The sequence below is a fragment of the Sphingomonas sp. CFBP 13706 genome, from assembly GCF_014842355.1.
Classification (GTDB): domain Bacteria; phylum Pseudomonadota; class Alphaproteobacteria; order Sphingomonadales; family Sphingomonadaceae; genus Sphingomonas; species Sphingomonas aerolata.
Genome location: NZ_JACYVM010000005.1, coordinates 197,243 through 210,490, shown reverse-complemented (window position 1 = coordinate 210,490; position 13,248 = coordinate 197,243). Strand labels below are relative to the sequence as shown.

The window sequence follows — 13,248 nt, the reverse complement described above, 5'->3', positions numbered from 1 at the left end:
CCTTAGAAACGGGCCGTGACACCCGCCGATGCGGATGTGGCCGTATAGTCGTAAATCGCATTGTCCGCCGTGCGGCGCTGGTGAGCGACGTTCAGGCTGAGCCGTAGCGACCGGTGAAAATCGAATGCATAGCTTCCGCCGACGACGTTCAGCCTGTCCTTGCCGCGTGGTGGCTGAAGCGTGAGCGCCAGATCCTCGCCGCGCGGGTCGCGTCGCGCGCGCTGGGCGAACAGCGTGGCGGTGCTACGCGCCGAGAGCAGATAGGACACGTTGAGGTTGTAGCTGTCGGCGATGATATAGGTCGCGCCAAACGAGCTCTGATTCTGCACCGCACGGCGGCCGGAGCCGACGATCGTGAACCGGGGCACCGGGCGTATCGTCACCTGCGCGTCGAACGACGGGCCGCTGAAGGACGGCACGGCCGCGCGCTTGGGGTCGGCATGCGTGATGCCGCCGCCAAGCCGGAAGCTGACGCGCGGCGCGACCGAACGTTCGAAGACCAGCTGGACGTCGGTGATCATCGTCGAATCGTCGATCCCGGTCAGATCCTCGATACCCGGGCGCGCGATCTTGGCAACCGAGCCAATGAGCTGCAGCGTACCGAGGCTGGGCCGCCCATAGCCGATCCCCGCGCGCAGCGCGGACTGGTTCGTGTCCAGAACCTTGCGGCTGCTGTTGGTGAGCGACACGCGGTTGACGCCCACCGCGGGAAAGAAGCCCGCCGCGGCGCGGCAACTCGCGCCGACGTCATAGACCTGGCGCAGGAAGCTCTCGGTCACCACGGTGTTGGTGTCACCGAGATCGAACTGCGCGCGTTCGAGCGCCGCGCTGCCGGTCACGCTGCAGGGCGCGCCGACCGGGGTCGTCACGCTCGAGGTCAGGTTGATCCGCTCGCGATCGAGGCCGCTGAACCGGGTGTTGAAATCATAGCCGACCGTGCCGCCGGCGGTGACGCGGGTGCGTCCGAAGATGCGATTCAGATCGACCGCCAGCGCCGGCGAAACGCGGATATTGTCGCGTGGCCCGCTCCCGCGCGCGTCGTTGAGACGCAGCACGTTGCTGTCATAGACACTGGTGATCACCGGCACGACACGAAACCGGTCGACATTGCCCGCGACGGGCACGCTGACGGGTGTGTTGACGTTGACCGTCTGTGCCTGCGCACCGCTCACCAAACCGCCAGTCATCGCCGCCGCGAGCGCGACCTTGCCGATCCGTGCAGTTCGCTCGTCTCGAGCCCTTCGCATTGTTTCCCGTCATGTTTTCAATTGCTACCCGCATGATGCGCGGTCGCATTTGTCCTTCGAGCTATTCCGGCGCTTGTCAAATCTCGACTCGCGGCACCGGGCCCAAGGGCACCGCGTCTCGATAAGTGAAAAGCGCGATCAGGTCGAGTGACGGCGTCGCACGGTGCTGTCCCTTGATCGTACACCGGGTCGCGACGATTCGGGTGTCAGGCCTCGGCGATCAGGCTGAGAACGTCGCCGATCAGGCGTCGCATCGCGTCGCGCGCACCATCGGCATCGCGCGCGGCGATCGCGACGGCGACCGCGGCATGGTCGGCGATGTTCGCGCTGCGCCCCTTGATCCGGTTGGTGAAGCGGATCGAGGTGCGAAGCGCGGTTTCAACCACTGACTGGAACTGTGCGTAGAAGGGGTTGCGCGACGCGCGCAGGACGGCGACGTGGAACGCGATGTCCGCGTCGAGCGGATCGTCATAGCTGCGCTCAGCAGCGGCCATCCGCGCCAGCCCCGCCTCGATCGCGACCATGTCCTGCTCGGTGTGATACAGCGCCGCCAGCGCTGCCGCTTCAGGCTCGATCCCGATCCGCAACTGGTTGAACTGCTGCAGCAGCTCGACCGAAAATTTGCGGTCCAGCAGCCAGCGCAGCACATCGGTGTCGAACAGGTTCCAGCTGCTCGCTGGCTGGACGATCGTGCCCTGTCGCGGGCGCGCGCTGACCAGTCCCTTGGCGGTCAGCATCTTGACCGCCTCACGGGTGACCGATCGGCTGACGCCATGCGCCACCGCGATCTCCGCCTCGGTGGGGAAGGGCCGATCCGTATATTGGCCGGTCACGATGGCCTTGCCGAGCAGGTCGAGCATGCCATGCGTAAGGTTCCGTCCCAGATCCCGATTCTCTAGGGCAACGACGTCGGTCAGCACACGCTCCATAAAGCCTGTGTGGCGCAAACCGGTCCGGCTGTCACCCACTGCAAGCGTCTGGGTGGCGTGGATTGTCATATAATTCTGCCGCGCGTGTGCCGGGAAGGCGCTGCGGAAGGGCGAACGGGCAATAACGCTATCCCCGGAAGACCGAACCGCCTAGACGGCGCGCTCCCCGGGGGGCCGCTGACGCGCGGCTGAGAGGTGGGCTGCAGCCCATGACCCGCTGAACCTGATCCGGTTGATACCGGCGTAGGGAGGGCTGGCGGCGCGTCCGTCGTCCCTCCGTGTGGAGTGGACGCAAGACCGTGATGATCCTTCGATTTGACCTGATGACGGGCCGGCCGCCCCGTGTTGCATGTACTGCGCTGGCAGTGGCACTTGCTGCTGTGGTGGCCTTCGCCCCCGCCAGCGCGCAGACGCAGGCGGATTCGCGGGACGGCGCCGACCCGGTCGATATCCGCGTGGTCGGCCTTCTCGATCCCGAGGGGCTGCTCCCCGACCAGACGGTGCCCAAGTCCGAGAGCGCGATCGCCGCGGCGTTCATCACCAAGCAGGCGCCGACGCTCAACGCGTTCCAGCTGGTCAATCTCCTGCCCGGCGCGACCGTCGCGTCGAGTGATCCTTACGGTCTGTCGACCAGTTCGAGCCTGACGTTGCGCGGGCTGGGGCAGGACGAGATCGGCGTGACGATGGAGGGCGCGCCGCAGAACGACATTGGCTATTATTACGCCTATCCCTCGCAGTTCGCTGATACCGAGAATCTCCAGCGGATCGCGCTGGCGCAGGGCGCGGTCGATATCGCGTCGCCGACCCTGGGCGGTGCGGGCGGGTCGCTGTCGCTCTGGCTCGACGATCCGAGTGCGGCGCCGCGCGGGCTCGTCGACCTGTCGATCGGATCCTATGCGGCGCGGCGCGGCTTCGTCCGGCTCGATAGCGGACGGATCGGCCAGACGGGGCTGCGGGCCTTCGTCTCTTATTCGAACACGCGCGCGAACAACTGGCGCGGTGCCGGCCATGACACGCGCCAACATGTCGATGCCAAGCTGCTCGGCGAATGGGGCAACGGCAACCGCGCGAGCCTGGCGCTGTCGTTCAACGACGCGAACTCGTCGACCTATCGCAGCCCGACGCTCGCCGAATGGCGCGCGCAGGGACGCGATTTCAACTTCGATGCGCGGTACAGCGCGGGCAACACCAATTACTGGCGGCTGTACCGTGCGCCGTTCCGCAACCTCTATGCGTCGGCGCCGGTGCATCTGGCGCTGGGCGCAGGGGTAACGCTCGACAGCACCAGCTATCTGCAGTTCGGCTACGGCAATTCGCCCTATGGGACGCAGCTCGGCACGACCGGCAATTTCCTCGGCATCGAGCCGCTCGCCGATCCGATCGCGCTGCCGGGTGCGGTCGACGGGGTCGCGACGGTGCTGGGCAATTATACCGGCGACCAGCGCCGCGCCGGGACGGTCAACACGCTGACAATCGAGCGCGGCATCCACCGGCTGACCGCGGGGCTGTGGTTCGATCACGGCACCGACCGCGTCGTCCAGTCCTACACCGCGGTCGGCGCCGACGGCGAACCGGCCGATCGCTGGGGGTATCGCGCAAAGGCGATCCGGACCGCGGACGGCCGGTTGCTCGCCTATGAGAACCAGCGGACCGTGACGGTGACCAAGGCGGCGTTCCTGGCCGACCATGTCACGCTGACCCCGCGTCTTGCGGTCGATATCGGGTTCAAGGGCGTCAACGTGCTGCGCAGCGGGCGCAACTACCTGCCCGGGCCGCAGGACCGCGTCCGCCTCGACAGCTTCGCCGCGCTGCCGCGGGCGGCGGTGCATTACGAGATCGACGACCGGCAGCAGCTGTTCGCCAACATCACGACGAACTTCCGCACGCCGAACGAGTTCACGCTCTACGACAGCTATGCGGGCGGTGCGCTGGTCAGCGCGGGGACGACCGCGCTCAAGAACGAATATGCGGTCTCGCAGGAGCTGGGCTATCGCTATATCGGTACAGCGCTGTCCGCATCGGTGACGGGGTTCCATTATGATTTCCGGAACCGCCAGCTGGCGACGGTCATCAACAATGGTGGCGCGCTGGTCAATTCGACGCTGAATGCCGGGGGGCAGAGCTCCTACGGGATCGATGCCGAGATCGACTATCGCCCGGCGCGCGGTGTCAGCGTCTATGTCTCGGGCGAATATCTGCGCGCACGGATCAGCGACGACCTGCCGGTCGGCGACGACTATCTGCCGACCCGCGGCCGGCATGCGGTCTCCAGCCCGACCGTCCAGGTCGGTGGCGGCGGGACCTATGACGACGGACGGCTGTTCGGCAGTGTCGCGGTGAAATATGTCGGGCGGCAATATGCGACCTTCGTCAATGACGAGAGCATCAAGGGCTATGCGACGCTCGACCTGTCGGTCGGCGTGCATCTGGCGTCGATGCTCGACGGCAAGCGGACCGACCTGCGGCTGAACGCGATCAACGTGACCGATCCGCGCGTGCTGGCGGGGGTGCAGTCGGTCTCGACCAATGCGCGCGACGTGATCGGGCGCGGCGGGACGCTGATCGCGGGATCTGCGCCGACCTATTATGTCGGGAGTGGTGCGGCCGTCATGGCGACCATCTCCCGCGGCCTGTGACCGATGCCGGCGCGATGAGCGGCGCGGGCTCGCCGGCGGCGCATCTGGTCCACGGGATGGGTACCGACATGGCCGCACCGAGCTGGCCGGCGATCACGGACGAGGAAGCCGCGACGGTGGTCGCGCAGTTTCCGGCCGCCGGTCTGCTCGAGCATGTGCACTGGCATTCGCCGCGGCCCTTCTCCGCGGCAGCGCTGATCGAGACCGGGCAGGGGATGTTCCTGCTCAAGCGGCATCATCGCCGGATGCGGACGCCCGATCAGCTGGGCGCGGAACACCGGTTCATCGCGCATCTGCGGACGCGCATCACGGTGCCCGAGGTCATGACGCTCGCCCCCAGCGACAACGGCGCGCTGGCCCGCGGCGACTGGACCTATGAATTGCATCGCAAGGCCGCCGGCGTCGACCTGTATCGCGACCGGCCCTCCTGGACGCCGTTCCTGTCGCTGGCGCAGGCGCGGGCGGCGGGCGTTGCGCTGGCCCGCCTGCACCGCGCGTCGCAGGGGTTCGATGCGCCGGCGCGACCGCCACAACCGCTGGTCGCCAGCTTCACCATCCTGCCCGATCCCGATCCTATGGCGGCGGCGGAACGCTATGTCGCGGCGCGGCCGGCGCTCGCCGCCTTCCTCGCCGCGCGGCCGTGGCAGCGCGAGCTCGCATCGCTGTTCGGCGCGCTCGGCGACGGGTTGCAGCCACGGCTCGTCGCGCAGCCGGCCTTGTGGACGCATAATGACTGGCATCCCTCCAACCTGCTCTGGGAGGAGGAGGAGGTGCGGACCGTCATCGATTTCGGGCTGGCGGACCGGACCTGCGCGCTGCACGACGTGGCGATCGCGATCGAGCGCAGCGGTGTCGCCTGGCTGGCGCTCGGGCAGGGCGCGGACGCCGCGATCGGCCAGCCCGAGGCGGCGTGTGCGCTGCTGGCGGGCTATGCGGCGGCGACCGCGTTCGGTGCGGAGGACCGGGCGACGCTCGTCCGGCTGCTGCCGCTTGTGCATCTCGAATTCGCCTTGTCGGAGGTCGCGTATTTCGCAGGGGTGCTCGGCGATATGAGCGCGGCGGCATTGGCCTGGGACGGCTATCTGATCGGCCATGCGGCGTGGTTCCTGTCCGAACCGGGGCAGGCGTTCCTCCGCCGGATCGCCGTTGCGGAGCACGGCGCGTGACGATGCTCGAGATCGCCGCGGTCGCCGTCAGTTTCCTCGGCATCTGGCTGACCGCGGTGCGGCGGCTGTGGTGCTGGCCGGTCAATTTGCTGGCCTGTGCGCTGTACTTCAAGCTGTTCCTCGACGTGCGGCTCTATGCGGACATGATGCTGCAGGCGGTGTTCGCGGGCGCGCTGGTCTATGGGTGGCGCAACTGGGCGCGCGGGCGGCAGGATGCGGGCGACGTCGCCGTCGTGCCGCTACGGCCGATCCCCGCGCTGGCGGGGCTTTGCGCCGGTGCAGGTGCCGCGATGGCGATCGGCTTTGTCATGAGCCGCTATACCGACGCGGCGCTGCCCTGGATCGATGCGACGCTGAGCAGCTTCAGCCTGGTCGCGCAATATTGGACCGCGCGGCGGCACAGTGCGAGCTGGCTGCTGTGGGTCGTCGTCGACATCGTCTATGTCGGGATGTTCGTCGTGAAGGGCCTGATGCTGACCGCGGGGCTCTATGCGGCGATGATCCTGCTCGCGCTGCTGGGCTATCGGCAGTGGCAGGCGGCGCGTCAGAACCAGGCGCGCACGCCGAGCGCGAGCGAGACCCCGCCCGTCCTATCACCATCGCTGCGCGCATAACGCGCGGTGGCACCATAGCGCCGCTCCCAGGACAGCCCGATATAGGGCGCGAATTCGCGGCGGATCTCGTAGCGCAGCCGCACGCCGAGCTCCGCGGTCGATAGCCCCGCGCCGATCCGGCTGCCGGGCATGTCCTGCGCGGCGAGGTTCAGCTCGACACGCGGCTGGAGGATCGCGCGCTGGGTGATGCGCTGGTCGTACCAGGCCTCCGCACGCGCCAGCACGTCGCCCTTGTCGGACAGGAACACCGTGCCCTCGACGTCGAACCAATAAGGCGCCAGGCCCTCGACCCCGAGCGCGGCATAGGTCCGTTTGGCGCCTGCGCCGAGATCTTGGCGGACGCCGGCCTGCAGGTTCCAGTACGGATCGAGCGCGCGCGAATAGAGCGCCTGCACTTCGGCGGCCTCGACCCGGTCGCCGAAACCGCCTTCGCCTTCGGTCTTGACGACCAGCCTATCGATATCGCCGCCGAACCAGCCCGCGCCGTCCCAGCGATAGCCGTCGCGACCGCTGCGCACCTGCAGCTCGGCGAGGTTGAAGAGGATCTGGCTGAAGCGCATGCCGCCATGCTCGTCGCGCATCATCCGATTGGCCTTCGTCATCGTCGCGGAATCGTAGAAGCGCGCCGCGGCCAGCGTGGTCGGCGGCGCGGGGGGCGGTGCGTTGCCGGCGGGCTGGTCCGTGCCCGCCGGGGCGGCGGGACTGTCAGACGCGGCCGGGGTGCAATGGCCCATCGCGGCGTGTTCGGGCGGGCACGGGTCGGCGGCGGTCGGCTTGGCTGGGGGTGGCGGGGCCGCGCCAGTCGCGACGGGTTGGCAGTGGCCCATTGCGGCATGCTCGACCGAGCAGGCGGCGGTCGGGGGCATGTCCATCGCGGGCATCGCCGATGCGGCGGGCTTTGCTGTTTGCGCGCGCGTCGGCGCCACCTTGCGTGCAGTGGGCTTTGCCGGGGCGGGCTTTCTGGGTGCGGGCTTTTTGGGCGCGGGTTTGGCGGGCATCGCCATGCCGGGCATCTTCATCCCGTGCATCTCGTGCATCTGCGCCGCGGCGGGCGTGGCCGTGACGGTCGCGAGGAAGAAAGCGAGCGTCTTCATGATGCTGCTCCCGCTTCGTCATCGGGGCGGACGGTGACGACCTGCATCATGCCCGCGTGCATGTGGTAGAGCATGTGGCAATGGAATGCCCAGTCGCCGACCGCATCGGCCGTGAGGTCGAAGGTCGCGGTGCCGCCGGGGGCGACGTTGATCGTGTGCTTGCGCGGCGCATGATCGCCGTGGCCCGTCACCAGATCGAAGAAATGGCCGTGCAGGTGAATCGGGTGCGCCATCATCGTGTCGTTGACCAGGGTGACGCGGACGCGTTCGCCCTGGCGGAACGGGATCGGCGCCTTCACCTCGTTCAGCTTCACGCCGTCGAACGCCCACATATAGCGTTCCATGTTGCCGGTCAGGTGGATCTGCAGCTGCCGCGACGGCGCGCGCAGGTCGGGATTGCGCTCGAGCGCGACCAGATCGCGGTACACCAGCACCGTGTGGCCGGTGTTGCTCAGGCCCTGTGGCGGCTCGCCGGTGCGATCCATCGGCATCGGTGCGACGGTCTGCACGGTCGGCGTCTTCGGCAGGCCCGGTGCGTTGGCAAAGTCGCGCATGCTGTGGCTCATGGCCGGCATCGGTGCATCGCCGGCGGGTGCCTTCACGGGCTTGTCCATGCCCGGCATCGCGCCGTGGTCCATCCCCGCCATGCCGCCCATCGCGCCATGATCCATCGCGGCCATGTCGCCCATGCCCATGTCCTTCATGGTCGCGAGCGGGCGTCTGCGCAGCGCAGGAACCGCGGCGACCATCCCGACGCGCGGCGCGAGCGTCGCGCGCGCCATGCCCGACCGGTCCCAGGCCTCGGCGACGAGCGTGTGGGCGACGGGCGCGGCGGGTTCGACGATCACGTCATAGGTTTCGGCGACCGCGATCTGGAACTCGTCGACCGCGACCGGACGCACGTTCTGGCCATCGGCCTGCACGACGGTCATCTTCAGCCCGGGAATACGGACGTTGAAATTGGTCATCGCCGAGGCGTTGATGATGCGCAGGCGGACGCGCTCGCCGGGCGTGAACAGCGCGGTCCAGTTGTCCGCGGGGCCATGCCCGTTGACGAGATAGGTGTAGGTCGCGCCCGTCACGTCGGAGACGTCGGTCGGGTCCATCCGCATCCCGCCCCACATCCGCCGTTCGCCCGCCGGCTGATCCCGGCCCGCGAGCAGGCCGCCGAGCGTCTGCTTCTGATAGTTGAAATAGCCGCCCTGGAGCTTCAGCCGGCGGAAGATCGCGTGCGGGTGAAGCGGGCTGTGATCCGACAGGACGATCACATGTTCGCGGTCGGACACGACCGGGTCGGGACCTTCGGGATCGATCACGATCGGGCCGTAATGCCCCATCTGCTCCTGCAGCCCCGAATGGCTGTGATACCAATAGGTCCCCGGCTGCACGACGGGGAAGTCGTAGGTGAAGGTCGATCGCGCCGGGATGCCAGGAAAGCTGATCCCGGGCACGCCGTCCATCTGGAACGGCACGAGCAGCCCGTGCCAGTGGATCGACGTCTCCTCGTCGAGGCTGTTGGTCACCGACAGCCGGACTTGCTGCCCCTGTTTCAGCCGGATCAGCGGCGCGGGGCTGGTGCCGTTGATGCCGATCGCGTGGCTGCGCGTGCCGTCGATCGTCCGCGTCAGATGCGCCACGGTCAGCGCGATATCGGTGCCGGACAGCATCGGCAGCGGGGTCGCGATCCCCGTGGACACGGGCTGGGCCCAGGCGGGCAGCCAGGGCAGCGCAAGCGCGCCGCCGCCAAGCGTGGCGTCGCGGAGGAATTGGCGGCGGGTCGGTCGGGTCATGCGTATCCTCGGGCCGGGAGCGGCCACGTCTGTCAGGTCATACGCCGCCGATCGGCTTGCCCCTCATGACGTTAGACAAATCAGGCCGCGGCGGCGAGCGCGGCGCGCGCGCGGCGGATCCGGGTCTCGACCGCCTTTACGCTGATCCCCAGCGCCTGCGCGGCCTCTGCCTGGCTGAGTTCGTGGATCGTGCACAGCAGCAGCGGCTCGCGCAGCGGGGCGGGCAGCCGCGCGATATCGGCCAGCGTGCGGGCGAGGTCGTCGCGATCGATCGCGTGCGTCTCCGTATCCGCCGCCCCATCCGCGACCCGCTCGCCCGCCTCGATCGGCAACACGCGGGCGAGCATATGGCGGACCCGGCGGCGGCGGTGCCAGTCGCGGCATTTGTTGATCGCGATCCGCGCGAGCCACGCGCGCAGCGACCGGTCGCGGTCATAGCGGGACAGCGCGGCGTGCGCCGCGACGAAGCTGTCCTGCAACAGGTCGAGCGCCTCGTCGGGATCGCCGATCTGCGCGAGGATCAGGCGGTAGAGCGGCTGCTTGTGCCGCCGCATCAGCGCCGCGAACGCCGCCTGCCGGTCCGCCGCGGGTCCGGCGAGATGCGCGGTGACCAGCGCGGCGTCGTCATAGGCATCGAGATCGATGCTCGTGCGGCGCGCGGTCCTGTCGGGGCGGGGCGGGATCAATGCGCGGGGGTCAGCGCCTGCACGACGACCCGGTCGAACGCCGCGGTCTGGTCGGCGCGCATCACGCCGCGCATTGCAAAGACATGCGCGAGCGTCGCCTTTTGCAGCGCGCCCATCGTCCGGTGCGACCGGTCGACCGCGGCGGCGACTGCGGGGCCATTGGCATGTTCGCGCTCGATCGCGGCGGCGAGACGGACATTGTCGGCGCGCAGCTCCGCTTCCAGGGCCGCGCGGCGGACCGCGAACTCGGCCTCGAGCCGGTCGAGCGCCGCCTCCTGCGGGGCGTCGAGCACCACGTCGCGGTGTAGCAGCGTGTGGAGTTCGGTGCCGTGCGCTGCGCCCGGCGTCCGGATCCAGCCGCCGATAAACACGCCGGCGATCGCCGCGAGGAAGGCAAGGACGATCGTCGGTGCCGCACGCCGGACCACGGACGTCACTGCCCGAGCAGCAAGGTCGAGGGGGCAAGCGCGCCGTCGATTCCGATCGGGATCGACGCCTGCGCCGGCGCACCATGGCCGATCGGTGCCGCCCCGCCGATCAAGCCCAGCACCAGCGCGGTACCGACCGACCACCGCCCGACCAGGAGGCTGGTGTGCCGACTGCGCGCATTCTCCGCGATGCTCTCGAACACCGACGCCTCGACGCCATCGAGCGCGCGCGGCACCGGCATCGCCGCCAGCCGGGTCAGTCCTTCATCGACAGGATCCTGCATCGTCCGCTCCCTCTGCATCCAAACATACGCACCGCCGCGCGCGATCCCGCATGATTTTTGCCCGCTGGCGAGAATGGGCTTGCCGCCGCGATGCCGACGCTACTGCTTGAAGCAGTGCGCGCGGTGCCATTGCAGGAAATGGGGGTGCGGCCGATCGGCGGCGCGGGCCGGCGCGGTGGCATAGCCGCTCGCGTTGACGACCCCGCGGATCGTGTCGGGATCATTGGCCTGGCGCGATACGAGGATGGCGAGATCATCGGCGAGCGACAACAGCCCGCGGTCGAACATCCAGTGCGCGGTGCCCGACAGCGCGAGCCCGTTGCTGACGATATCGGGGCCGCTCGCCTCGACCGGGCGGATATGCGCCGCCTCGACCTCGGCGCGGCCGCCGCCGTTGATCAGCTTCAGCCCTGTGATCGCGCAGCGTTCGTCATAGGCGCGCAGGACGGTGCGGCGAAATATCCGGTCGCGGACGATCCGAGACGTGAGGCTGGCGATGCGCGGACGCTCGCCTTCGATCAGGAACGGGCTGCGCTCCTCGTGCCAATGGCCGTCGTCCACCATGTCGGCCACGGCATCGCCGGTGCGCGGCAGCAGCGGGGTCTCGTCGTCGAGGCCGAGCGTGACGATGCGGTTGAAGTCGGCTGGCGAGATCGGGCGCACGGCGGATTGCGCACGCCCGGATATCCGCCCCTGATCGTTCAGGACGCCGCGTTCGATCGGGCCGTCGGTGCCAGCAAAGGGCACGGGGGTGGCGAAGTCGAGATAGGAGCCGGGCTCGATCAGCGCGAGATACATCGCCGGTGCCGACGGATCGGGGATGATCCGCTCGACCTTGGCGACCGCGAAATAGCCGCGCGTGGCCGCGACCTTGCGGGGTTCGTAATAGAGAATCCAGTCGCCGATACTGGGCTGCGCACGGCTCAGATACTGGGCGGGGAACTGGTATCGTTCAGCCGGGCTGTCGTCGTAGATCGAGTCCGAGCGGTGCATGAATACGCCAAAGGCCATGGGCTGACCTTAGCGCATCGCCCCCGATCCACCAGCCGCGACAGCGCACGCCACGGCTGGAAGATCAGGCGAACATTTCCATCTGGCGCGGCTTCGGCGCGACGATCGGGCGGAGCTCGGCGCGGTCGGACAGCGCAACCGGGCGCCAGTCCTCGGCGATGATGAACGGGCGAATCTTGGCGACCGACACGGTCAGCCGCGCGATATCGGCGAGGTGGAGGCGGCGCCAGCGGCGGCTGGTCAGGATGCCATTGACCGCCTTCACGCCGAGCCCGGGGACGCGGAGCAGCATCTCGCGCGGCGCACGGTTGACGTCGACCGGGAAGCTGCCGCGGAACTTGAGCGCCCAGGCCAGTTTCGGATCGATGTCGAGCGGGAGCATGCCGGTCGCGTCGTCCGCCGCGGCAACGACCTCGTGTGGCTGAAATTCGTAGAAGCGCATCAGCCAGTCGGACTGATAGAGCCGGTGTTCGCGCATCAGCGGCGGGCGCTGCAGCGGCAGAACGGCGCTTGCATCGGGGATCGGGCTGAACGCCGAATAATAGACGCGGCGAAGACCGAACCGGTCGTACAGCGTCGAGGCCTTGCGGACGATGTCGCCATCGGTCGCGGCATCGGCGCCGACGATCATCTGCGTCGACTGGCCCGCGGGGGCGAAACGCGGCGCGGACTTGTACTTGGCCTTGGCGTCCTTGCCGTCGACGATCGAGGCCTTGACCTCGCGCATCGCGGTCTCGATCCGGACGCCGTCCTTCTCGGGGGCGAGCCGCTTGAGCCCGCCTGCGGTCGGCAGCTCGACGTTGATCGACAGGCGATCGGCATAGAGTCCCGCCTGATGGACGAGCTCGGGATCGGCGTCGGGGATCGTCTTGAGGTGAATATAGCCGCGGAAATGATGATCCTCGCGCAAGCTGCGCGCGACCTCGACCATCTGCTCCATCGTGTAGTTGGACGAGGCGATGATCCCCGAGGAGAGGAACAGCCCCTCGATATAGTTGCGCTTGTAGAAGGCGATCGTCAGGTCGACGACTTCCTTGGCGGTGAAGCGCGCGCGGCGGACGTTCGAGCTTTTGCGGTTGATGCAGTAATGGCAGTCGAAGATGCAGCTGTTGGTCAGCAGGATCTTGAGCAGCGAGATGCAGCGGCCATCGGGCGCATAGGCGTGGCAAATCCCCATGCCCTCGGTTGAGCCGAGCCCCTTGCCGTCCTTCGAATTACGCTTGGCGGTGCCCGATGACGCACAGGATGCGTCGTACTTCGCGGCATCGGCCAGGATCTCGAGTTTCTCACGGGTGTCGAGCTGGGCCATGCGTTCATCTTACGTTCCGCGCAGGTACCTGTCGATTGATGCGGATCAACTGTC

Annotated in this window: 12 protein-coding genes and 1 riboswitch; of the genes, 3 read left to right on the top strand and 9 right to left on the bottom strand. The window is 68.3% G+C overall.

The window, feature by feature from the left end; all coding sequences use genetic code 11:
• Positions 1-2: 2 nt before the first annotated feature.
• Together IFS44_RS11655 and IFS44_RS11650 are read right to left on the bottom strand one after the other, a co-directional pair.
• Entirely contained in the window at positions 3-1,247 is a 1,245-nt protein-coding gene (locus tag IFS44_RS11655; protein ID WP_081874419.1) for an outer membrane beta-barrel protein, read from the bottom strand.
• A gap of 206 nt (positions 1,248-1,453) precedes the next feature.
• Positions 1,454-2,176, bottom strand: coding sequence for a FadR/GntR family transcriptional regulator (locus tag IFS44_RS11650; RefSeq protein WP_051916620.1), 723 nt, complete (start codon positions 2,174-2,176; stop codon positions 1,454-1,456).
• Between the two features lie 164 nt (positions 2,177-2,340).
• A riboswitch (TPP riboswitch) is annotated at positions 2,341-2,429 on the top strand.
• A 70-nt stretch (positions 2,430-2,499) separates the two neighbouring features.
• Here IFS44_RS11650 and IFS44_RS11645 point away from each other — a divergent pair.
• From IFS44_RS11645 to pnuC, 3 genes are read left to right on the top strand one after another with little or no spacing between them, the layout of a single operon-like run.
• Complete coding sequence (locus tag IFS44_RS11645; RefSeq protein ID WP_192098666.1) at positions 2,500-4,812, top strand: TonB-dependent receptor; 2,313 nt, start codon at positions 2,500-2,502, stop codon at positions 4,810-4,812.
• Positions 4,813-4,826: 14 nt separating this feature from the next.
• Positions 4,827-5,978, top strand: a complete 1,152-nt coding sequence (locus tag IFS44_RS11640; RefSeq protein ID WP_192098665.1) for a phosphotransferase enzyme family protein — start codon at positions 4,827-4,829, stop codon at positions 5,976-5,978.
• Positions 5,975-6,592 (top strand): nicotinamide riboside transporter PnuC, encoded by a 618-nt coding sequence (gene pnuC, locus IFS44_RS11635; RefSeq protein WP_192098550.1) that lies wholly within the window; start codon positions 5,975-5,977, stop codon positions 6,590-6,592. The genes IFS44_RS11640 and pnuC overlap by 4 nt, the downstream gene beginning before the upstream one ends.
• Here the strand turns inward: pnuC and IFS44_RS11630 are convergent.
• The 7 genes from IFS44_RS11630 to IFS44_RS11600 all read right to left on the bottom strand — a co-directional run bounded on the left by IFS44_RS11630 (position 6,523) and on the right by IFS44_RS11600 (position 13,194).
• Positions 6,523-7,686 (bottom strand): copper resistance protein B, encoded by a 1,164-nt coding sequence (locus IFS44_RS11630; protein ID WP_244650209.1) that lies wholly within the window; start codon positions 7,684-7,686, stop codon positions 6,523-6,525. The two genes, pnuC and IFS44_RS11630, sit on opposite strands and share 70 nt — an antisense overlap.
• Positions 7,683-9,476 (bottom strand): copper resistance system multicopper oxidase, encoded by a 1,794-nt coding sequence (locus tag IFS44_RS11625; RefSeq protein ID WP_192098549.1) that lies wholly within the window; start codon positions 9,474-9,476, stop codon positions 7,683-7,685. The genes IFS44_RS11630 and IFS44_RS11625 overlap by 4 nt, the downstream gene beginning before the upstream one ends.
• Before the next feature lie 80 nt (positions 9,477-9,556).
• Positions 9,557-10,162 carry an RNA polymerase sigma factor gene (locus IFS44_RS11620; protein ID WP_446740851.1) on the bottom strand — a complete coding sequence of 202 codons (606 nt, stop codon included), beginning with the start codon at positions 10,160-10,162 and terminating at the stop codon, positions 9,557-9,559.
• On the bottom strand, positions 10,159-10,599 hold the full coding sequence (locus IFS44_RS11615) for a periplasmic heavy metal sensor (RefSeq protein WP_342366414.1): 441 nt from the start codon (positions 10,597-10,599) through the stop codon (positions 10,159-10,161). Before IFS44_RS11615 ends, IFS44_RS11620 begins: the two co-directional genes overlap by 4 nt.
• Positions 10,596-10,874 carry a hypothetical protein gene (locus IFS44_RS11610; protein WP_056673976.1) on the bottom strand — a complete coding sequence of 93 codons (279 nt, stop codon included), beginning with the start codon at positions 10,872-10,874 and terminating at the stop codon, positions 10,596-10,598. Before IFS44_RS11610 ends, IFS44_RS11615 begins: the two co-directional genes overlap by 4 nt.
• Positions 10,875-10,973: 99 nt before the next feature.
• Entirely contained in the window at positions 10,974-11,885 is a 912-nt protein-coding gene (locus IFS44_RS11605; RefSeq protein WP_192098548.1) for an HNH endonuclease, read from the bottom strand.
• Between the two features lie 64 nt (positions 11,886-11,949).
• Positions 11,950-13,194 (bottom strand): putative DNA modification/repair radical SAM protein, encoded by a 1,245-nt coding sequence (locus IFS44_RS11600; RefSeq protein ID WP_056673981.1) that lies wholly within the window; start codon positions 13,192-13,194, stop codon positions 11,950-11,952.
• Positions 13,195-13,248 lie beyond the last annotated feature (54 nt).

Coding starts and splice junctions, on each gene's coding strand:
- IFS44_RS11655 (WP_081874419.1), bottom strand. CDS start 1,247: ATGCGAAGGGCTCGAGACGAGCGAACTGCACGGATCGGCAAGGTCGCG.
- IFS44_RS11650 (WP_051916620.1), bottom strand. CDS start 2,176: ATGGAGCGTGTGCTGACCGACGTCGTTGCCCTAGAGAATCGGGATCTG.
- IFS44_RS11645 (WP_192098666.1), top strand. CDS start 2,500: ATGACGGGCCGGCCGCCCCGTGTTGCATGTACTGCGCTGGCAGTGGCA.
- IFS44_RS11640 (WP_192098665.1), top strand. CDS start 4,827: ATGAGCGGCGCGGGCTCGCCGGCGGCGCATCTGGTCCACGGGATGGGT.
- IFS44_RS11630 (WP_244650209.1), bottom strand. CDS start 7,686: ATGAAGACGCTCGCTTTCTTCCTCGCGACCGTCACGGCCACGCCCGCC.
- IFS44_RS11625 (WP_192098549.1), bottom strand. CDS start 9,476: ATGACCCGACCGACCCGCCGCCAATTCCTCCGCGACGCCACGCTTGGC.
- IFS44_RS11610 (WP_056673976.1), bottom strand. CDS start 10,874: ATGCAGGATCCTGTCGATGAAGGACTGACCCGGCTGGCGGCGATGCCG.
- IFS44_RS11605 (WP_192098548.1), bottom strand. CDS start 11,885: ATGGCCTTTGGCGTATTCATGCACCGCTCGGACTCGATCTACGACGAC.
- IFS44_RS11600 (WP_056673981.1), bottom strand. CDS start 13,194: ATGGCCCAGCTCGACACCCGTGAGAAACTCGAGATCCTGGCCGATGCC.